The following is a 19,998-nucleotide window of genomic DNA, read 5'->3' on the forward strand; positions in this document are numbered from 1 at the left end:
TCAGCAACCGCCGGCCTTTCACTGTCCGGGTGAACGCCGTCCCCCAACGGCTTGTGTCCACCCATCCCCCTGTGCACTTCGCTCGGCGCCTTCGACCGGAAAACGAGTTCCCCTGCCGGGCTGACCCGCTGGGACCCCTGGGGCCTTCATCGAGCGTCGCGCCACTGGTGAAAACGTTATGTCGCCGAGTGGCGATCGTCCAGAGGCGGGCCAAGATTTTTTCACTGAAAGTAGTTGGACCTCTACCGTGAGTGCTCGAACGTGTCGGGCATCACCCCGCCGTGGCGAGCGGCATCACCCGGGCGACGCGGATCGAGGTGTTGCCCGCGCCGGCCGCCGGATAGGCCGCGCTGCCGTCCGCGTACGCCTTGAAGGCCTGGTAGCCGTGGTCCCGGACGCCGATGGTGAACCGGTCGCCGACGGTCTTGCCGCCGGTCGTGTCGTACACCTGTGCGGCCAGCGCCGAGCCGTCCTCCCACGCCAGCAGCATGTGCCCGGTCCCGTACCCGACCAGGTGCGGATGCGCCCCTCGCGCGGCGGTCCGCACGGTGTCGTCCGACGCCCCGGTAGTGAAGTGCTCCAGCCGCACCTGCCCGCCCTGGCTCCACGCCGTCCAGTACCCCTTGGTCCGGGCCAGCACCAGGTCACCGCCGAACAGGGTGCCGTCGCAGGTCCCCTTGGCCACCGTCCGGTACGGGTTCGGCCGCGCGATGCGGCACCCGTTGTCCGTCGCGCACACCGTGACGAACCGGCTGGTCCGCGGATCCCACACGATCCGCGTGGTCCAGCTGTGGCTGCAGCCGACCTCGAAGCTGTCGCGGTGCCCGCCGACCAGCGCGCCGCCGCCGCTGACGACCTGCATCCGGTCACCCTCGTGGATGTCGACACAGGCCCCGTTCTTGACCGTGATCGCCACTCCGAAGTACGCCGCCCAGTTCGTGCCGTCCGTGGCCAGCCGCCCGTGGTGCTGGTACCACCACACGAACCGCGCCCCCGGGTCGTAGCCCGCCCGCCCGCCGCCCAGGTTCGTGACCTGACGCTCCCACACCTGCCTGCCGCCGTTGTCGAACCGGACCAGGTGCATGGTGTTGCAGGGGCTCGACGAGCCGCCGCACAGCGGCCCGCTGCCGCAGGAGCCGCGCCGCGTCAGCAGCACGACGACCCCGCCCGCGTCGGCCTGCACGTCCTGCAGATCGATGCCGGCGACGCTGACGGCCTTGCCGGTCATCCGGTCGTCGCAGCCCAGCCGCGCCAGGTGGATGCGGCTGTCCGTGCCGGTCCAGGCCAGCCACGAAGTCCCGTCGGGCCGGGCCGCGACGGCCATCGGCAGCGGCTCGGTGTCGCCCTCGCGGCCGTATCCGGTCACCCGCGAGCCGACCTTGACCTCGGTCACCCTCACGACGGGCCGGGGCGAGGCGGCTCGCGCGCAGCCCGTCGCCGACGGAGACGGCGTCGGTGTCGGTGTGGCGGCGGTGGGCGTCGCGGTGGCCACCGGCCCGACTGCCGGCGAACCTGTCCCGGCCGTGCCGTGCGCGTCGGCGGCGTCGTCGGGAGTGGACACCCACACCACCGCGCCGACGGCGGTCACGGCCGCCACGGCCAGGGCGGCGGCGATCAGGAGCCGCCGGCGGTTTCCGGGCCGGGCCCGGTGTCCCCGTGGCGGCTCATGGCTGGCGGTCATACGGCAGTCCTCAAGGGATCGTGGGGAGCGGACCCGATCGCCCGCGTGGAGCGGCAGGCCTCGGCGGTGGTCGCGGCGACCCGCGGGTCGCCGCCGGGGCACCGACGGCTGACACGATGCCGGACGAAAACCTTTTCGACAATGTGCGCGGCCGACGGCCTGGACTGGTGCGGATGGTGCCGCCGTGGCTGCTGGTGTCGGGGTGGCCCGGTCAGGCCCTCGGACCTGCGGCTACGGGGGCGGGCGGTTCGGCGCGAGGCTAGGGTGGACGTTGTGCGCCATCGGGCGCGTGTCCAGCGTGTGCGCCTGCCACGCCGACCACCGGGAGAAAGGCCTGCCGGGGCCGTCCCGAACCACCCCGGCCGATGATGGGTTTCCGACGACGTCTCATCGCACTCCTGCAGCCGCCGCCGCCCTCCAGCGGGGCCGGCACCAGCCGCTTTGCCCGGGTCGGCGCGCGTCTGGCGCTGGCGTCGGTACTGGTCGCGGTGCTGTTGCCGCTGATCGGGCTGGTGGCCGAACGGCACCAGCGCACGGCCGTGACCCGCGACGCCGAGATCCAGGCGCGGCGCCTGGCCGGGGTGATCTCCCACGAGATCGGGACCGAGGTCGGCGAGGGCCGCGCCCTGGACCGGCCGCGGTTGCAGCAGCAGCTCGACGAGCTGCGCCGCCACATCGGCGGCGATGTCGAGATCCTGGACCTCAGACGCGACGTCGTCGCGTACACGATGCCCGGCGAGGTGGCGCGCAGGCTGGTGGCCGACCAGGAAGGGCGGATCGCGGCGACCCTGCGCGACGGCGAGGTCCGCACCATCGACGTCGGCGCGGACGTGGCGGGCGAGGCCGTGAAGCTGGCCGTGGTGCCGATCCGCGCCCCGGACCAGAGCATCGTCGGGGCGCTGCTGCTCGACTACACCGACCTGCACCGGCAACTGCTCACCGCCAGCGAGCCCATCCGGCGGTCGACGCTCGTCGCGGGCGTGGCCGGCATGGCCGTATCGGTGTGCCTGGCGTACCTGCTGTCCCGCGGCCTGATCCGCGACATCCGGCACCTGACCGACACCGCCGAACAGCTCGCCGGGGGCGACTACGCCGCGCGCGCCACGGTGACCTCGCGCGGCGAGCTGCGGCAGCTGGCCGCGGCGTTCAACCAGATGGCCGACCGGATAGCCGAGCGCCGGGCCGAACTGACCGACCTGGCCACCCTCGACGCGCTGACCGGGCTGCCGAACCGGCGCTTCATGCGCACCAGCCTGACGCGCGAGCTGCAGCGCGCCAGGCGCGACCGCACCCCCCTCGGGCTGATCATCATCGACCTGGACCGTTTCAAGGCCGTCAACGACGAGTACGGCCACCTCGCCGGTGACGAGGTGCTGCGCCGGGTCGGCGAGGTGCTGCGCCGGGAGCTGAGGTCGTCGGACGTGGCCGGGCGGCCCGGCGGGGAGGAGTTCGCCGTGCTGCTGCCCGACACGGGCCGGGCCGCGGCGATGGGCATCGCCGAGCGGCTGCGGGCGGCGCTGGCCAAGGAGACGATCATCCACCGCGACCGCACCGTCACGATCACCGCGAGCCTGGGCGTCGTGTGCTTCCCCGAGGACGGCCAGGACGCGGAGCTGCTCGTGCAGCGCGCCGACGACGCCCTCTACGCCGCCAAACGGGCCGGCCGCGATCAGGTGCAGGCCCCGCCGGGCGACCGGCCCGGTCTGTAGGCGGCGGCATCGCCACAGCAGTCCGGTCACCGCTACGCTCGGGGAGCCCGGCGACGGCCGCCGGGTCGCGGCGGAGGAGGCGGCGTGGTCGAGTCAGGCGCAGCGCCCGGGCCCGCGGGCCTGCCCACCGGTGAAGCGGCGACGCCGTTCGTGCGTGAACTGCTGTCCGGGCTTCCCGCCAGCTGCACCTGGCTGCTGCCGGTGACCGCCGCCGACGGCACGGTGGCCGACTTCCGGATCGCCGCGGTCGGCACCCGCGCCGACGACGTCGCAGGCCGCAGCGGCCAGGAGCGGGTCGGCCGCACCATGGCCGAGCTGTATCCGACGCTGGTCGGGCAGCCGCTGTGGCAGCTGTACCACCAGGTGCTCGCCGACGGCACGCCCGGCCGGCTGCCGGACTTCCGGTACACCACCGAACAGCTCGGCATCGTCGCGTCGTCGCTGTTCGACATCACCGTGCACCGGGCCTGCGGCGGGCTGCTGGTGTACTGGCAGCGCCTGGACGAGGACCTGCGCCGCCTGGCACAGACCGAGACGCTGGGCAGCCTCGGCTGGGGCGAGACCGACCTCACCACCGGTGAGACGACCTGGTCACCGGGCATGTACCAGATCTTCGAACGCGACCCGGCGCTCGGACCGCTCAGCCGCCGGGCGCAGGCCGAGATGGTCATCGAGGAGGACCAGCCGCTGCGCGAGACCACCTGGCAGATCCTCGACAGCGGCACGATCTCCGACCTGACCCTGCGCGTGCGCGTCGGCGACCAGGTCAAGCACCTGCGGCTGGTCGCCGACACCGCGCGCGACCCGGCCGGGCACCCGGTGAAGGTGTACGGCGTCGTGCAGGACGTGACCGCGCGCGAGACCACCCGTACCGCGATGGACCGGCTCCAGGAGCAGTTGCACACCCAGGAGCTGACGATGGTGGCCGAGCACCGGCTCGCCGGGCGGCTGCAGCAGATCATCCAGCCGGTCCCCGAGGACGTCGTCGAGCTGGGCTGCGTGCAGGCGCTGGTGCGCTACCTGCCGGCGGAGAACTCCGTACGCGTCGGCGGCGACTGGTATCACGCCCTCACCCTGCCCACCGGTCAGGTGCTGCTGGCCGTCGGCGACGTCGTCGGCCACGGCCTGCCCGCGGCCACCGCCATGGCCCACCTGCGCTACTCGCTCACCGCGTGGACGTCGGTCGGCATCGGCGACCCGGCACAGCTGCTGCGTCACATGAACACGCTGTGCCTGCAGCTCAATACCACCGCCACGGCCGTCATCGCCGTGTACGACCCCGCCGACGGCTCGCTGGTCTGGGCGCGGGCCGGGCACCCGCTGCCGCTGCTCGGCAGTGCCGGGACCGCGCAGCCGCTGCCCTGGCTGGACGGGCTGCTGCTGGGCGCCTCCGCGCGGGCCGACTACCCGCCGGGACGGGTGGTGCTGCGGCCGCAGGACGTGCTGCTGCTGTACACCGACGGCCTGACCGAGCGACGCGAAGGCGACGAGCAGCAGACCCTGGACGCGGTGACGCTGGCGCTGGCCGAGCTCAGCGGCGACGCCGACCGCCCGCTGGCCACCCTGCTGCCGCGGCCGAACCCGCACGACGACACCTGCGTCCTGGCCGCCCGCGTCCGCCGCTGACCGGGCGGCTCAGAGGCGCATCCGCACCTGGACCACCGTCGACTGCTCGGTGCGGTAGGTGCGGACCTCGTCGCATACCTGGTCCACGATCGCCAGTCCGCGTCCGCTGGGGGCGTCCGCCGCGGGCATCAGTACGGGCGATGGCCTGCTGGCGACCGGGCCCTGGTCGTGCAGCTCGCAGACGATCTCACCGGGCTCCGCCCACAGCACCATCGTGCCGCCCCCGGCGGTGTACATCAGCGTGTTGGTGGCCAGTTCGCTGACGGCCAGCGCCAGCAGCCCGGAGCGGGACGCGGGCAGGCCCGCCTCCTCGGCGTAGGACGTGACGTAGGTGCGCAGCGTGCCCAGGTCACCGGCCTCCCGGTAGGCGACGCGGTGCGGCTCGGTGGCGTAGGCGGGGCGTTCAGTGCTCATGGCCGTGTCCCGACGATGGTGGGGCCAGCAGGTCGGCGACGCCGGTCAGCGTCAGCACGTGCGAGACAATGCCGGTGGCTCCCGTGACGTACAGTGCGCGGCCCTGCTGCTCGGCGTGGCGGTATCCGGTCACCATGGCGTGGATGCCGCTGGAGTCGAGGAACCCGACGGCGCTGAGATCGATCTGCACGGCGTGGTGCTCCGCGAGCGCGGACATGATCGCATCCTGCAGTTCCAGCAGGCAGGACAGGTCGCAGTCGCCGAACAGGCGCAGCACGACGCGGTCTGATCGCGGCTCCGTGCTGAAACGGAACGACACCACATCACCACCCACCTAGCCGCAGCGCCCGGTCCCGACATCCTTGCACCTCGCCCCGGGGAACGCACATCCGCGCCCGCGGGTCGGGCAGACGTGTTCCGGACGCGCCGCCGCCGTCCATCGCATGTGGTCAGCCGGGCGTGGCGGCAGCCAGCAGGTGATCGGCCCACATCCGGTAGCCCGCCCCGCTGGGGTGGAAGCCGTCGGCGGCGTACAGGTCGGCGCTGTCGATCCGCGGCGACGGGACGTGGATCGTCGCGGGTGCGGCCGCGGCGACCAGGGCGAGGCGGCGGTCGAGGTGGCGGGCGTGCAGGGCGAGCACCGCCCGGGTCGGCTGCGGCAGTGACGGGAACCCGGCGAGGTCGGGCACCCCGGCCAGGACGATCCGGCCGCCGGGGCGCAGCCGGTCGCGCAGCGCGCCGACGAGCGCGGCGACGTCGCGCTGCCAGGCCCGCGCGGACCGCATCTCCAGCACGTCGTTGACGCCGAGCGCGACGACCACGACGTCGAAGGACTCGCCGGCCACCTGCGGCAGCAGACCGGTCAGCACCTGCCGGGCGTTGGACCCGGTCCGCGCCGCGACCCGCCAGCTCACCGGGCGGGCGGTCTGCCCGGCCAGGCGTACGGCGAGCGCCGGGGCGAGCCCGTCGGCCTGTGCGGCCACGCCGACCCCGGCGGCCGTCGACTCGCCGAGCACCAGCACGGCCAGCGCGCCGCCGTCTGCCGAACCTTCCCGGCCGTGCCGTTCACCGGCCGCCTCCGGCAGCACGGGAGTCCGGCGGCGGACCCGGACACCCTGCGTGATCAGCACCGGTGCCAGCGCGTACGCGAGGGGTCGGCTGGCACGTACGGTGATCTGGCCCATGCCGCGCGATGCTAGCAGCGGGGCAGCGCCGGTCGGCTAACGCGTGATGTTCAGGGTGGCCACGAGGTCCTCGTGGAGCTCGAACCAGATCCGGTGGCACGAGTCGACCTCCATGCCGGTGATCCAGGCGGGGTCGGCGGCGGCGCGGGTCAGCGCCCCGGCGAACCGGCCGTGGTAGCCGCCGAACCGGCTCAGCCGCCCGGTCAGCCGCAGTTCGAGCGGCGCGAGCCGGTCGGCCAGTGCGGCGAGCCGTCCGGTGGTGTCACCGGTCGCCGCCGGGGAGGCGGTGTCCATCGACGCGAGCTGCCATGCCGTGAACGCCTGCGTGGCCTGCGCGTTGAGCGGCAGGAAGTCGTCGTGCGCGGCGGCGACGGCGTCGCGGCTGCCGGTCTGGTCGAGTTCGGCACGCAGCAGGTTCTCGTTGTGGCGGCGGCCCGCCTCGGTGAGCGACCAGCCGGCCAGGCCCGCGAACGACGACCGGCTGATCTGGCCGTACGCCTCGGCGTCGAGCAGGTCCTCGCCGGTCTGCGCGGCGTCCAGGTCGAAGCGGGCGGCGACCGCGTCGGTGTCGGCGAACCCTTTCAGTCGCACGGCGTGCAGCACCAGCAGGGCGGTGGGGGAGGTGTGGGGCATCAGCGGGTCTGCCCGGTGACGGTGCCGAGGGTGCCGTCGACGATGACCGTCGTCCCGTCGCCGAGCAGCGACAGCGCGCCGGTGGCGCCGACGACGGCCGGTATGCGGTACTCGCGGGCGACGATCGACGCGTGGCTGAGCAGGCCACCGGTCTCGGTGACGACCGCGGCGGCGAGCCGGAACAGGGGCGTCCAGGCCGGGTCGGTGGTGCGGCACACGAGCACGTCGCCGGGCCGCATCCGGGCGAAGTCGTCGACGGTGCGCACCAGCCGGACCGGGCCGCGGGCCTGGCCGGGACTGCTGGGCACCCCTGAAACGAGCGGGGCGACGCTGGTCATACGCGTGTTGATCCCATCACGCGGCCAGCATCGCCCTCGCCGTCCGGTTTGTCAAAGGCCGCTGTCAGGCCTTCTGCTGCATGCTCGTACGGGCCGGATTGGCCTGCTTGGCCGCCTTCGGATCCTTCTCGCCCTGCTTGGCGCGCACCCCGGCCTCGATGCGGTCACCGAGGTTCTTGTCGACGTTGTGCCAGTACTGGAAAGCCCGCTCCAGCACCGGTTCGCTCACCCCGTTGAGCAGGTGGCCGACGATGTTGTCGACCAGCCGCTGCCGGGCGTCGTCGTCGAGCACCTCGCGGACCATCGTGCCGGCCTGTCCCCAGTCGTCGTCGTCCGGGCGCAGCGTGTACGCGGCACGGACCATCTCGCCGTCGGAGTGCCAGAGCCCGCCGTCGTCGGTCAGCCCCGGCTGCGCCTGCGGGCCGCCGTAGGAGTTCGGCGCGTACACCGGATCGGTCACGTTGACCATCCGCATCGCGCCGTCCTTGGAGTAGCTGTGCACCGGCGACTTGGGCGCGTTCACCGGGATCTGCCGGTAGTTGACCCCGAGCCTGGCCCGGTGCGCGTCGGAGTAGCTGAACCCGCGGGCCAGCAGCATCTTGTCCGGCGACAGCCCGGTCCCGGCGACCAGGTTGTTCGGCTCGAACGCGGCCTGCTCGATCTCGGTGTGGTAGTCGGACACGTTGCGGTTCAACGTCATCCGGCCGACCTCGTGCAGCGGGTAGTCGCCGTGCGGCCACACCTTCGTCAGGTCGAACGGGTTGAACCGGTAGGTCTTCGCGTCGGCGAACGGCATGATCTGCACGTGCAGGGTCCAGCTCGGGAACTGCCCGGCGGCGATGTGCTCGTACAGGTCGCGCTGGTGGTAGTCGGTGTCCGCGGACGCCATCTGGTCGCCCTCGTCCTGGGTGAAGAACTCGATGCCCTGGTCGGTCTTGAAGTGGTACTTGACCCAGAACCGCTCACCCTGCGCGTTGATCCACATGTAGGTGTGGCTGCCGTACCCGTTCATGTGCCGCCAGCTGCGCGGGATGCCGCGGTCGCCCATCAGCCAGGTGACCTGGTGCGCCGACTCCGGCGACAGCGTCCAGAAGTCCCACTGCATGTCGTGGTCGCGCAGGTTGTTGTCCGCGCGGCGCTTCTGCGAGCGGATGAAGTGCTGGAACTTGAGCGGGTCGCGGATGAAGAAGACCGGCGTGTTGTTGCCGACGATGTCGAGGTTGCCCTCACCGGTGTAGAACTTGACCGCGAACCCGCGCGGGTCGCGCCAGGTGTCGGGGCTGCCGCGCTCGCCCGCGACCGTGGAGAACCGGATCAGCACCTCGGTCTTCGCACCCGGGGAGAACACCGCGGCCCGGGTGTGGGCACGGTGGTCCTGGGTGACCTCGAACGTCCCGAACGCCCCGCCGCCCTTGGCGTGCGGCTGCCGCTCCGGGATGCGCTCGCGGTTGAAGTTGGCCATCTGCTCCAGCAGGTAGTGGTCCTGCAGCAGCAGGGGGCCGTCCGGGCCGACGGTCAGCGAGTGCTCGTCGCTGGCGACGGGGATACCGGCGTCCGTCGTCGTGGGTGGGCGGTCCTGTGCGGTCATCGAGACTGTCCTTTCCTCGTGCACGCGCGCTGTGCCGTACGCGAGATCGTGCCCGGTCGCCGCACCGGCCCCGGGCGCGCGGTCTCACCGGGAATGCTTAGCCCTCGTCTACCCATTTTGCCCGAGATGATGCACACTCGCGGCTGCTCGGCGGAGATCGCAGCCGCCCACAGGGGTTCTCCCACAGCGCCTCAGCCGATCAGCAGCCCGACCGCGATCGCCACCATGGTCACCGCGATGATCCCGTCGAGCACCCGCCACGTCACCGGCCGCGCCAGCGCGGGCGCGAGGCGGCGCGCCCCCGCGCCGAGCGCGGCGAACCAGACCGCGCTGGCCAGCGCGGCGCCCGCGGCGAACAGCCACCGGCTGGGGTCGCGTACCGCGAGCCCGCCGAGCAGCAGCACCGTGTCGAGATACACGTGCGGGTTGAGGAACGTGAACGCCAGGCAGGTCAGCAGGGTGGCCCGCAGCGGCGAGGCCGCCCCGGCTCGCGGGTCGAGGCGGCCGGGCCGCAGCGCGCGGCGCGCCGCCAGCACGGCGTAGCCGAGCAGGAACGCGGCCCCGCCCCACCTGATCGCCGCCAGCAGGCCGGGGCGGTCGGCGACCAGCGAGCCGAGCCCGCCCACCCCCGCCGCGATCAGCAGCGCGTCGGCGGCCGCACACGTCACGACCACCGGCAGCACGTGCTCGCGGCGCAGCCCCTGGCGCAGCACGAACGCATTCTGGCTGCCGATGGCCACGATCAGGACCAGGGAGGAGGTGAAACCGGCGAGCACGGAGGTGATCATGTCTGGACGCTACGGCGGGATCGGTCACCACTCCAGCTAATGTTTCTGAACGACCATTAGCATCGCTTAGGTGAGCCTGGATTCGGCGCAACTGGAGACCTTCGCCGCGGTCGTACGCGAAGGCAGCTTTGACGCGGCCGCCCGCGTGCTCAACGTGACGCCGTCCGCGGTCAGCCAGCGCATCAAGGCGCTCGAGCAGGCCGCCGGGCAGGTCCTGGTCCGCCGGGCCAGACCGTGCCAGGCCACCGAGGCCGGTGCGCCGCTGCTGCGCCTGGCCGGACAGATCGCGCTGCTCGAACGCGAAGCCCTCGACACCGCCCGGGGCTCGGGCGCGGGCACCTGGACCAGGGCCGCCGTCGTCGTCAACGCCGACTCGCTGGCCACCTGGTTCATGCCGGCGCTCGCCGCCGTACCGCCGGAGCTGCGGCTGCTGTTCGACATCCACCAGGACGACCAGGAGCACACCGCCGACCTGCTGCGCAGCGGCACCGTCATGGCCGCCGTCACCGCGCAGAACGTGCCCGTGCAGGGCTGTCGCTCGCAGCGGCTCGGCGCGATGGGCTACCGGGCCGTCGCCGCACCGGCCATGTTCGCCACCTGGTTCGCCGACGGGGTCACCCCGCGGGCGCTCGCGGACGCGCCGATGCTGGTGGTGAACCGCAAGGACCGGCTGCAGCACCGCTTCCTGCGTACCCTTACCCGCCGGGAACTGGACCCGCCGAGCCACTACGTGCCCTCGGTGACCGCGTTCGAGGAGGCCATCCGCCTCGGTTTGGGCTGGGGGATGGTGCCTGACCTGGTCGCCGACGCGGACCTGGCCGCGGGCCGCTACCGGGAGCTGTCACCCGGCAGCCGGTTGACCGTTCCGCTGTACTGGCAGCACTGGCGGTTCGACGCGCAGGCCCTCACCGCGCTCACCGAGGCTGTGCGGACGGTCGCGGCGGCCACCCTGCGCTGACGGTCGGCAAACGCCGCCGGGCGACCCTATGCTGGAGCGCTTCGGCACTGTGGACGGTCGGGAGAAGCCTTGCAGGACAAGCAGATGATCAAACAGCCGTGGGGCATCAGCGCGTACGGCGCGGCTAGCGTCAAGAAAGCACCGGACCTGGTGCGCGTCAAACTGCGCGTCGTCCGGGTGGAGAAGGACCCGCAGGCAGCCTTCACCCTGGTCAACGCGGACGTTCACGCGGTCCGGGAGGTGCTGCGCGGGCACGGCGTGCCCGACTCCGCCGTGGACGGCTCCCGGCTGGACCTGAAGAGCGATTGGGACTGGAACAGCGGAAAGAAACGCTTCATGGGCTACCAGTGCCGGGCCGCGTTCACGGTGACGTCGGCGAACCTCGACTCGGTCCAGGCGCTGCTGATCGATCTGGTCGGCGCGGGGGCGTCGGAGATCGACGCGGTGGAGTTCGACGTGACCGGCAAGAAGCAACTGCGCGATGAGGCCAGGCAGCGGGCCGTCGAGGCGGCGCGGGCGAAGGCGGAGCTGTACGCGTCGGCGGCCGGTGTCCGGGTCGGCGACCTCCTGCACCTGGAGGACGTCGACCCCGAGGGGTCGGGCACCGAGCGTTACAAGGGCCACGGGTCCGCACCGGACGCCGCCGACGAGTCCCTGGCACCCGGTCACGTGGTGGTGTCGGCCGCCGTGATCCTGGGGTTCGCGATCACGCAGTGACCGCCTGGTCCGGGTGCCCGGCTGTCGCACGGGCCTCGGACCGGCCCGTCTCAGCGCAGAGTGAGCGGGGTCCTCAAGACACCGCATGCGGCGGTTCGTGACATCCGTGAGTCAGGTCGGACTCGCCTGTCGCGCAGGCGGCGTCGAAGCGGTCGGCCAGGGCCAGGAACTCGTCGCCCCACCCGCTGGACAGCGCCACCTCCTGGATCGGGCCGGTCGGGGCGAACAGCACCGACAGCCCGAACGGCACCCGGCCGTCAGCCCGCACCCGGGCTGTCAGCTCGTCGATCTCGGTGAGCGCGGCGTCGGCGTCGAGGAAGGACGACCAGGAGTAGTCGCTGTCCGGCCGGGCCAGCCACCCCCGCACCTCACCCAGCAGGTCCACCATCGCCACGACGTCGACGCCCATCCGCCGAGTGTGGTCCGCCCGGTCAAGCACGACGACCTGTCAGGCGGCGAGCAGTTCGCGTACGCGGGGGACGACCTGCTCGCCGTACAGGCCGATCGAGGTCATCAGGTGGTCGTGGGGCAGGGTCCCGGCGCTGTACTTCAGCTCGAACCGGTTCACCCCGAGCGTGCGTACCGTGGCGGCGATCTTCTGGGCGACGGTCTCGGGCGAGCCGACGTACAGGGAGCCCTCGTCGGCCTCGGCCTCGAACCGGGCACGGTTGGTGGGCGGCCAGCCCCGCTCGCGGCCGATCCGGTCGATCATCTTGCGGTAGTGCGGCCACAGCTGCTCGCGGGCCAGCGCGTCGGTGTCGGCCAGGTGGCCGGGCGAGTGCACGCCGACGGGCAGCCGGTCGGCCTCCACCTGCACCAGCGCGCGGTGATACAGGTCGACGTAGGGCGCGAAGCGCTCCGGCCGCCCGCCGATGATCGCGAGCATGAGCGGCATCTGGTACGCCGCCGCGCGCACCACCGACTCCGGGCTGCCGCCGACGCCGATCCAGGTGCGGATGCGCCCCGACTCGGTCTTCGGGTACACGTGCTGGTCCTTGAGCCCCGCCCGCAGGTTGCCCTGCCAGGTGACCGGCCCCTCGCCGAGCAGCTGCGCCAGCAGGTCCAGCTTCTCCTCGAACAGCTCGCTGTACTGCGCCAGGTCGTAGCCGAACAGCGGGAACGACTCGGTGAACGAACCCCGCCCCAGGATGATCTCGGCGCGGCCGTGCGAGACCGCGTCCAGGGTCGCGAACCGCTCGAAGACCCGCACCGGGTCGTCGGAGCTGAGCACCGTCACGGCCGTGCCGAGCCTGATCCGCTCGGTGCGCGACGCGATCGCGGCGAGCACGATCTCGGGCGCGGTGACGGCGAAGTCCTCCCGGTGGTGCTCGCCGATGCCGAAGGCGTCCACGCCCAGGCGGTCGGCCAGCACGGCCTGCTCGACGACGTTGCGGATCACCTGCGCGTACGGCACCGTGCTCCCGGTGTCGCCGACGGTGACGTCACCGAACGTGTCGAGCGCGAACTCCAGCGGTGCGGACATGCCGGCCCCTCCTTCATGATCGTCGCCAGCGTCAACCGCGACCCGGAGCACGGTATTCCGCCTACGGCTTGGTCAGGATCTCGGCTCCGTCGTCGGTGATGAAGATCGTGTGCTCGCTGTGCGCGGTCCGGCAGCCGGTCGCGCTGCGCAGGGTCCAGCCGTCGGCGTCGGTGACGAGCTTGGCGGTGTCGGCCATGACCCACGGCTCCAGCGCCAGCAGCAGCCCGGGGCGCAGCTTGTAGCCGCGGCCGGGCCGCCCCGTGTTCGGCACGTGCGGGTCCTGGTGCATGGTCGACCCGACGCCGTGCCCGCCGAACTCGGTGTTGACCGCGTACCCGGCCTCGCCGAGCACGGTGCCGATGGCGTGCGAGATGTCGCCGATCTGCGCGCCGGGCCCGGCTGCGGCGATCCCCGCGCTCAGGGCACGCTCGGTGGCGCTGATCAGCGCGACGCTCTCGGCGGGCCTGGCCTCGCCGACGATGAAGCTGATCGCCGAGTCGGTGACGACGCCGTCCAGTGAAACGGCCAAGTCGAGCGACAGCAGGTCGCCGTCGGCGAGCGCGTAGTCGTGGGGCAGGCCGTGCAGCACGGCGTCGTTGACCGAGGTGCAGATGTAGTGCCCGAACGGTCCGCGCCCGAACGACGGCGCGTAGTCGACGTAGCAGGACTTGCCGCCCGCTTCGATGATCATGGCCTGTGCCCACCGGTCGATGTCCAGCAGATTCGTGCCGACCGTGGCGCGGCTCTTCAGGTTCTGCAGGATGCCGGAGACCAGCGCACCCGCCTGCCGGGCTCGGGGCAGTTCGGTCTGGTCCAGGATCTCGATCATCAGTCGCCCTACTCGCATGGCCAATAAGTATCCCGGCAATGTTATCCCGGTATTAGAATCGCCGCATGGTCAGGTTGCCACTCACCCCCGCGGAGGTCGAACGCGGACAGCGTCTCGGCTCCCTGCTGCGCCGCGCCAGGGGCGAGCGCTCGATGCTCGTCACCGCGCTGATGGCGGGAGTCTCGCCGGAGACCCTCCGCAAGATCGAGTCCGGTCGCGTGGCCACGCCGGCCTTCTCGACCATCGCGGCGATCGCCGACGTCCTCGGACTGTCCCTCGACACCGTGTGGTCGGAGATCAAGCAACCGGACGCCGCCGAACTCACCGGGGCGGGCGAGCGGCTGGCCTCGTAGGTCCCGACCGCGTGCACAGGATGGCCGGGCAGTGGGCAACGATGCCGGGGAGGCTGCGATGCGCAAGATCGTACTCATGATGTCGGTGTCCGTCGACGGATTCTTCGCCGGACCGGACGGCGAACTCGACTGGCACCTGGTCGACGACGAACTGCACCACCACTTCAACGCGCTGCTCGCCCCGATGGGCGCGTTCTTCGACGGGCGTGTCACCTACGACCTGATGGCCGACTACTGGCCCACCGCCGACCAGGATCCGGCCGCCCCAGCGGTGGCCGCGGAGTTCGCCGGCATCTGGCGCGACAAGACGAAGTACGTCTTCTCCCGCACCCTCGACCACGCCGACTGGAACACCACGGTGGTACGGGAGGTCGTGCCCGCCGAAGTCCGGGCGCTGGCCGAGCAGTCGGGCGGCGACGTGGCCGTCGGCGGCGCGAACCTGTCGGCCACGTTCCTGGAGCACGACCTGCTCGACGAGATCCGGCTCTACGTACACCCGGTGGTCCTGGGTCGGGGCCGGCCGCTGTTCCGGCCGTCCGACCGCCACCACGACCTGCGCCTGGCCCGCACCCGCACCTTCGGCAACGGCGTCGTGCTGCTGCACTACACCCGTCCCTGAACGCCCGAAGGCCGGCACCACGATGCGGTGCCGGCCCTCGGCGGCGGTGCGGGCGATCCGGGCGTCGTGCCGCCGCCGCGCCGCCGGATCGCTCAGCAGTACAGGTTGGCGCCCGGAGTCGTGCCGAGGATGCCGACGAACTGCTGGTAGGCGTTGACGCGGCTCTGGACCTGCGCCGGGTTGCCGCCGTTGCACTCGATGGACCCGTTGATGCTGCGGATCGTCTGGCCGAAGCCCGCCCCGTTGACCATGGCGTTGTGCGCGGTCATCGTGCCGGGGCCGTTCTGGGTCATCCAGTACCACAGGCCGGTGCGCCAGGCGACCGACGCGTCCTGCTGGACCAGCCACGGGTTGGTCAGCAGCGGCAGGCCCAGCGCGTCACCGGCGGCCTTGTAGTTGAAGTTCCAGCTCAGCTGGATCGGGCCGCGGCCGTAGTAGGCGGCCTGCCCGGCCGGGCAGCCGTAGGGCTGGCCCGCGTCGCAGTAGTGCGGGTAGTTGGCCGTGTTCTGCTCCACGATGTGGACCAGCCCGCCGGTCTCGTGGTTGACGTTGGCCAGGAACGCCGCGGCCTCCTGGCGGCGCACGGTGTCACTGCCGCTGGTCGCGAACGACGGGTAGGCGCTCAGCGCGGCGATCAGGCCCTGGTACGTGTAGAACGAGTTGCGGCCCGGGAACATCTGGTTGAAGGCAGCCTCGGACACCACGAAGCCGCCCGGGTTGGTCGGCGGGTTCGACGGGGGAGTGCCGCTGCAGGTGTACGGGTCCCAGTACCAGGTGCTGATGATCGGGTCGTAGCCCGGGTTGTCGTGCTCGGCGATGTAGTACTGGCCGTTGGTGTAGCGCACGATGGCGCCGGCGGCGTACCAGGTGCCCGCGGCCCAGTTCGGGTAGCTGCAGTTGCCGCCGGGCGGTGGCGTGGTGCCGCCGCCGCAGGTGCCCTGGTCGGTCCAGACCTCGTTGGTGCCGGGGGCCTGGTTCTGGGTCCACCAGCGGGCCAGCCAGTTGTGACCGTTGTACGAGGCGGTCATACCTGAGGTGTAGACGGCCGACGACTGCCACCCGGTGACGCAGTTGGCGGCGGACGCCGAGGCCGAGGGCAGGATGACCGCGAGTGCTGCGACGATCGCGAGCACTCCCGTCAGCGCCAGGGAACGTTGTCGTGACATGGGGGCTCCTCTCCGCGGCGTGGGGTGCCAGCGGTTCGTGAGATGTCAAGGGGGACGAGCGCTCACGAAGAAGAGTATCAATAAATAAAGCTTCCTAATAGTAGGAGGCGAGGATCTGGTCAGCACATGAACTCGGCACCCCGGCTACCGGGCTGCCTGCGCCATCACCGCGAGCGGGTTGCCCAGCAGGTCGGCGAACGCCAGTTCGGCCGCGCCGAGCAGGGTCGTGTCGTCGCCGAGCGCCGCCGTCGACAACCGCACCCGCTCCCGCGACACCGGCAGCACGTTGCGCTCGATCCGGCCCCGGATCTGCGGCTCCGCACCCACGTACACGTCGCGCATGATGCCCCCGAAGATCAGCATCCCCGGGTTGAACAGGTTGATCAGGTTCGCGACGCCGATCCCGAGCCAGTCGCCCACCCGCCGTACCGCCTCCCGTGCCACCGGATCACCGTGCTCGGCATCGGTGACCACCGCGCGCACCGCGTCGCGGCCGATGAGGTCGGCCGGGCGACCTGCCTCGTCGAGCAGCGCCCGCTCGCCGACCTCCGCTTCCAGGCATCCGCGCGCACCGCACGAGCAGGGCCGCCCGCCGTGCGGGTTGACCAGCATGTGCCCGACCTCGCAGCCGTACCCGGCCTCCCCGTCGAGCACCTCCCCGCCGACGATGATCCCGCCACCGACCCCGACGTCACCGTGCAGGTAGATGAGGTTCTGCACGCCGACTCCCGCGCCGCGCGCATGCTCGGCCAGCGCGCCCAGGTGCGCCTCGTTGCCGACGGCGACGGGCAGGCCCAGCCCCAGCTGCTCGCCGAGCTCCGCGCCGAACGCCTGATCCACCCAGCCCAGGTGCGGCCCGTAGCGGACCATGCCGTCGCCGGGGCGGATCATCCCGCAGTAGGACGCGCCCACGCCGACGCAGACCGAGCCGGGCGGAGCGGCGCGGTGCAGCTGCCGGCCGAACCCGGCCAGCACGCTCACGACCGCGTCCAGGTCTGGTCCCGATCGCGACCGGGGTGCGACCCGGCGCTCCAGCACGGCGCCGCCCAGCGCCACCCGGGCCGCTACCAGCCTGTCCACCGCGACGTCGAAGGCCAGCACGTACACCTGCTCGGCGGCGGGCGTGACCACCAGCGACGGGCGGCCCGACCGGCCCTCACCGGCGGGGCTGCGCTCGTGGACCAGTCCGGCCGCGCTCAGTTTCGTGGTCAGCCCCATGATCGTGCTGCGGTTGAGGTTCATCCGCTCCGCCAGCACCGCGCGGGACAGCGGCCCGGCCCGGTGCACGTGCCGCAGGAGCACGCCGAGATTCGGCTGCGACGCCTCCTCGGCTACGAGGTCGGCCCGCAGCGCTGCAGGACTGGTCGGCATCGCACTACACCCTGTGGCCGGTGACGTTGAAGGATCAACGATACGTGACGGCACGGGGCCACGCCCAGCCTGCGCCGGGCGCGAGCGGCCGCGCTCCGTCCGGTGCGGACCGTCGGCCACCCGTCACGGCCGTGACTTCAAGCCGGTCAGGACCAGGTCGGCCAGCTCGTGGGCGATCTGCTCGGCGCGTTTCGGGCCGTCGGGGCGGAACCAGGTGTGCAGCGTCGTGGTCACCCCGAAGATGGACCAGGACACCAGCTCCGGTGACGCGACCGCCGCGAACACCCCGGCGGCCTGCGCGTCGCGGATCAGCGCCCGGACCGCCTCCTGGTAGCGCCGCCAGTCGGCCTGCAGCCGCTGCGTACGCGCGCTGTCCATGTGCGCCAGCTCCCGCGACACCGCCGCCGACTCGGTCATCATCGCCGCGGTGCCGACCACGATGTCGTCGATGATCGCCCGCAGCGTCCACTCCGGATCCCGGCCCTGCTCCAGGATCCGGTCCAGGGCTGCCAGCCGCTCCCCGAACACCGTGCGGTACATCTCGACGAGCAGGTCCTCCTTGGCCCCGAAGTAGTGGTACAGCCCGCCCTTGGTGACCCCGGCGCGGTCGACGACCTGCTGCACCGACGTGGCGTCGTACCCCTGCTCGGCGAACAGCGCGCATGCCGCGGCCAGGATGCGCTCGCGCACCCCGGCCGCGCCCTCGGTCCTAGAACGCCCCATCCGGGATCTCCATCAGCGCGTTGTCGGTGGCCTCGAGCACCCGGCGGCGGGCGGTCAGCTCCGGCAGCACGGTACGCGCGAAGAACCGCGCCACCGCGAGCTTGCCCTGGTAGAAGCCCGTGTCGTCGCCGGACGCGCCGTCCAGGGCGGTCAGCGCGACCGCGGCCTGGCGGATCAGCAGCCAGCCGATCACCAGGTCGCCGACGCTCATCAGCAGGCGGGTGGTGTTCTGCCCGACCTTGTAGACCTCGGTCACGTCCTCCCCGGCGGCCTGCTGCCAGCCGAACATCGTGGCGACCATGCCGCGTACGTCGGCGATCGCCTCGCGCAGCGACTCGCACTCCTGCTTCAGCCCGTCGGTGGACTCGTTCGCGTCGAGGAACTGCTCCATCTCGCCGACGAGCAGGTCCAGGGCCACCGAGCGATCCCGGACGATCTTGCGGAAGAAGAAGTCCTGGCCCTGGATCGCCGTCGTGCCCTCGTACAACGTGTCGATCTTCGTGTCCCGGATGTACTGCTCCAGCGGGTAGTCCTGCAGGTAGCCCGAGCCGCCGAGGGTCTGCAGCGACAGGGCCAGCATCTCGTACGAGCGCTCGGAGCCGACGCCCTTGACGATCGGCAGCAGCAGGTCGTTGACGTTCGCGCCCTGCGGGTGGTCGCGGTCCAGCCAACCCGCCGTGTACAGGTAGGTGGCGCGCAGGCCCTCGGCGTACGCCTTCTGCAGCATGAGGATGCGGCGCACGTCGGGGTGCCGGTCGATGGTGACGCGGGGTGCGGTCTTGTCGGCCGCGCGGGTCAGGTCGGGGCCCTGGACCCGCTGGCGGGCGTAGTCGAGGGCGTTGAGGTAACCCGTCGACAGCGTCGCGATGGCCTTCACGCCGACCTGCATCCGCGCCGACTCGATGACCTTGAACATCTGCGCGATGCCGTCGTGCACCTCGCCGACCAGCCAGCCCCTGGCCGGGACACCGTGCTGGCCGAACGTCAGCTCGCAGGTGCTGGACACCTTCAGGCCCATCTTCTTCTCGACGTTGGTGGCGTACACGCCGTTGCGCTCGCCGAGCTGGCCGGACTCGTGGTCGAAGTGGAACTTCGGGACCAGGAACATCGACAGGCCCTTGGTGCCGGGTCCGCCCGCGCCGGGCGTGTCGACCGGACGGGCCAGGACGAAGTGCATGATGTTCTCGCTCAGGTCGTGCTCGCCCGAGGTGATGAAGCGCTTGACGCCCTCCAGGTGCCACGAGCCGTCGGCCTGCGGCACCGCGCGGGTGCGGCCCGCGCCGACGTCGGAGCCCGCGTCCGGCTCGGTCAGCACCATGGTCGCGCCCCACTGGCGCTCGATCATGATCTCGGCCATGCGCTGCTGCGGCTCGGTGCCCATGCGGTGCAGCAGGCCGCCGAAGCCGGGGCCGCCGCCGTACATGTAGACCGGCGCCTGCGCGCCCTGGACCAGCTCGATCAGCGCCCACCACAGGGCACGCGGGGCCACGACGCCGCCCGCCTCGGCGGGCATGTCCAGCCGCCACCACTCGGCGTCCATCCAGGCCTGGTACGAGCGGCGGAAGCTGTCGGGCATGGTCACCGAGTGCGTCTGCGGGTCGTAGACGGGCGGGTTGCGGTCCACGTCGACGTACGACGCCGCGATCGGCCCGACCGACAGCCGCTCCACCTCGGCGAGCATGTGCTCGACGGTGTCGGCGTCGAGCTCGGCGAAGCGCCCGGTGCCCAGCTTGTCGCCGAGGCCGAACACCTCGAACAGGTTGAACCGCAGGTCACGCAGATTGCTCCGGTAGTGGCTCATGCCCAGCCTTCCCCCAT

At 72.0% G+C, this 19,998-nt stretch carries 21 protein-coding genes; 6 read left to right on the forward strand and 15 right to left on the reverse strand.

Features of this window, described 5'->3' with window-relative positions; genetic code table 11:
- Nucleotides 1-271: 271 nt before the first annotated feature.
- Complete coding sequence (locus HAV40_RS09415; protein WP_166380484.1) at nt 272-1,681, reverse strand: hypothetical protein; 1,410 nt, start codon at nt 1,679-1,681, stop codon at nt 272-274.
- A gap of 488 nt (nt 1,682-2,169) precedes the next feature.
- Here HAV40_RS09415 and HAV40_RS09420 point away from each other — a divergent pair, with 488 nt between their 5' ends.
- Nucleotides 2,170-3,390 (forward strand): GGDEF domain-containing protein, encoded by a 1,221-nt coding sequence (locus tag HAV40_RS09420; RefSeq protein ID WP_166380485.1) that lies wholly within the window; start codon nt 2,170-2,172, stop codon nt 3,388-3,390.
- A gap of 84 nt (nt 3,391-3,474) precedes the next feature.
- Entirely contained in the window at nt 3,475-5,016 is a 1,542-nt protein-coding gene (locus HAV40_RS09425) for a PP2C family protein-serine/threonine phosphatase (protein ID WP_239085679.1), read from the forward strand.
- 9 nt (nt 5,017-5,025) lie between these two features.
- Here the strand turns inward: HAV40_RS09425 and HAV40_RS09430 are convergent, their stop codons facing one another.
- The 7 genes from HAV40_RS09430 to HAV40_RS09460 all read right to left on the reverse strand — a co-directional run bounded on the left by HAV40_RS09430 (nt 5,026) and on the right by HAV40_RS09460 (nt 9,961).
- Nucleotides 5,026-5,430, reverse strand: a complete 405-nt coding sequence (locus tag HAV40_RS09430; RefSeq protein WP_166380486.1) for an ATP-binding protein — start codon at nt 5,428-5,430, stop codon at nt 5,026-5,028.
- The gene (locus tag HAV40_RS09435) at nt 5,420-5,749 is read right to left on the reverse strand and encodes an STAS domain-containing protein (protein ID WP_166380487.1); all 330 of its coding nucleotides are present in this window, start codon (nt 5,747-5,749) and stop codon (nt 5,420-5,422) included. Before HAV40_RS09435 ends, HAV40_RS09430 begins: the two co-directional genes overlap by 11 nt.
- 130 nt (nt 5,750-5,879) lie before the next feature.
- On the reverse strand, nt 5,880-6,614 hold the full coding sequence (locus HAV40_RS09440; protein WP_203670874.1) for an SGNH/GDSL hydrolase family protein: 735 nt from the start codon (nt 6,612-6,614) through the stop codon (nt 5,880-5,882).
- 36 nt (nt 6,615-6,650) lie between these two features.
- The gene (locus HAV40_RS09445) at nt 6,651-7,247 is read right to left on the reverse strand and encodes a hypothetical protein (protein WP_166380488.1); all 597 of its coding nucleotides are present in this window, start codon (nt 7,245-7,247) and stop codon (nt 6,651-6,653) included.
- A complete protein-coding gene (locus HAV40_RS09450) occupies nt 7,247-7,585 on the reverse strand; it encodes a PEP-utilizing enzyme (protein ID WP_166380489.1) in 339 nt (112 codons plus the stop codon). The genes HAV40_RS09445 and HAV40_RS09450 overlap by 1 nt, the downstream gene beginning before the upstream one ends.
- 64 nt (nt 7,586-7,649) lie before the next feature.
- Complete coding sequence (locus HAV40_RS09455) at nt 7,650-9,173, reverse strand: catalase (protein ID WP_166380490.1); 1,524 nt, start codon at nt 9,171-9,173, stop codon at nt 7,650-7,652.
- A gap of 191 nt (nt 9,174-9,364) precedes the next feature.
- The gene (locus HAV40_RS09460) at nt 9,365-9,961 is read right to left on the reverse strand and encodes a LysE/ArgO family amino acid transporter (RefSeq protein WP_166380491.1); all 597 of its coding nucleotides are present in this window, start codon (nt 9,959-9,961) and stop codon (nt 9,365-9,367) included.
- Nucleotides 9,962-10,037: 76 nt separating this feature from the next.
- Between HAV40_RS09460 and HAV40_RS09465 the strand changes: the two genes are divergently transcribed.
- Nucleotides 10,038-10,919: a LysR family transcriptional regulator ArgP gene (locus HAV40_RS09465; protein WP_203670982.1), complete on the forward strand. Its 882-nt coding sequence runs from the start codon at nt 10,038-10,040 to the stop codon at nt 10,917-10,919.
- Nucleotides 10,920-10,988: 69 nt separating this feature from the next.
- Nucleotides 10,989-11,636 (forward strand): SIMPL domain-containing protein, encoded by a 648-nt coding sequence (locus HAV40_RS09470; protein ID WP_203670873.1) that lies wholly within the window; start codon nt 10,989-10,991, stop codon nt 11,634-11,636.
- Nucleotides 11,637-11,709: 73 nt separating this feature from the next.
- Here the strand turns inward: HAV40_RS09470 and HAV40_RS09475 are convergent, their stop codons facing one another.
- The 3 genes from HAV40_RS09475 to map all read right to left on the reverse strand — a co-directional run bounded on the left by HAV40_RS09475 (nt 11,710) and on the right by map (nt 13,948).
- The gene (locus HAV40_RS09475) at nt 11,710-12,045 is read right to left on the reverse strand and encodes a hypothetical protein (RefSeq protein ID WP_166380493.1); all 336 of its coding nucleotides are present in this window, start codon (nt 12,043-12,045) and stop codon (nt 11,710-11,712) included.
- Nucleotides 12,046-12,084: 39 nt separating this feature from the next.
- Complete coding sequence (locus HAV40_RS09480) at nt 12,085-13,119, reverse strand: LLM class flavin-dependent oxidoreductase (protein ID WP_166380494.1); 1,035 nt, start codon at nt 13,117-13,119, stop codon at nt 12,085-12,087.
- A 61-nt stretch (nt 13,120-13,180) separates the two neighbouring features.
- A complete protein-coding gene (gene map / locus HAV40_RS09485) occupies nt 13,181-13,948 on the reverse strand; it encodes a type I methionyl aminopeptidase (protein ID WP_166380761.1) in 768 nt (255 codons plus the stop codon).
- Nucleotides 13,949-14,013: 65 nt separating this feature from the next.
- On the opposite strand from map, the gene HAV40_RS09490 reads away from it, so the two are divergent.
- Both HAV40_RS09490 and HAV40_RS09495 read left to right on the forward strand, forming a co-directional pair.
- Nucleotides 14,014-14,301, forward strand: coding sequence for a helix-turn-helix domain-containing protein (locus tag HAV40_RS09490; RefSeq protein ID WP_166380495.1), 288 nt, complete (start codon nt 14,014-14,016; stop codon nt 14,299-14,301).
- Nucleotides 14,302-14,359: 58 nt separating this feature from the next.
- Nucleotides 14,360-14,920: a dihydrofolate reductase family protein gene (locus HAV40_RS09495; protein WP_166380496.1), complete on the forward strand. Its 561-nt coding sequence runs from the start codon at nt 14,360-14,362 to the stop codon at nt 14,918-14,920.
- A 92-nt stretch (nt 14,921-15,012) separates the two neighbouring features.
- On the opposite strand, the gene HAV40_RS09500 is transcribed toward HAV40_RS09495, so the two are convergent.
- From HAV40_RS09500 to HAV40_RS09515, 4 genes are all read right to left on the reverse strand, one after another.
- Nucleotides 15,013-16,086 carry a glycoside hydrolase family 19 protein gene (locus HAV40_RS09500; RefSeq protein ID WP_166380497.1) on the reverse strand — a complete coding sequence of 358 codons (1,074 nt, stop codon included), beginning with the start codon at nt 16,084-16,086 and terminating at the stop codon, nt 15,013-15,015.
- Nucleotides 16,087-16,230: 144 nt separating this feature from the next.
- Nucleotides 16,231-17,436, reverse strand: a complete 1,206-nt coding sequence (locus tag HAV40_RS09505; protein WP_409364916.1) for an ROK family protein — start codon at nt 17,434-17,436, stop codon at nt 16,231-16,233.
- Between the two features lie 144 nt (nt 17,437-17,580).
- On the reverse strand, nt 17,581-18,180 hold the full coding sequence (locus HAV40_RS09510; RefSeq protein WP_166380499.1) for a TetR/AcrR family transcriptional regulator: 600 nt from the start codon (nt 18,178-18,180) through the stop codon (nt 17,581-17,583).
- Complete coding sequence (locus tag HAV40_RS09515) at nt 18,167-19,981, reverse strand: acyl-CoA dehydrogenase (protein ID WP_166380500.1); 1,815 nt, start codon at nt 19,979-19,981, stop codon at nt 18,167-18,169. The genes HAV40_RS09510 and HAV40_RS09515 overlap by 14 nt, the downstream gene beginning before the upstream one ends.
- Nucleotides 19,982-19,998 lie beyond the last annotated feature (17 nt).

Source organism: Catellatospora methionotrophica (assembly GCF_011297335.1).
In the GTDB taxonomy this organism is placed as follows: domain Bacteria; phylum Actinomycetota; class Actinomycetes; order Mycobacteriales; family Micromonosporaceae; genus Catellatospora; species Catellatospora methionotrophica.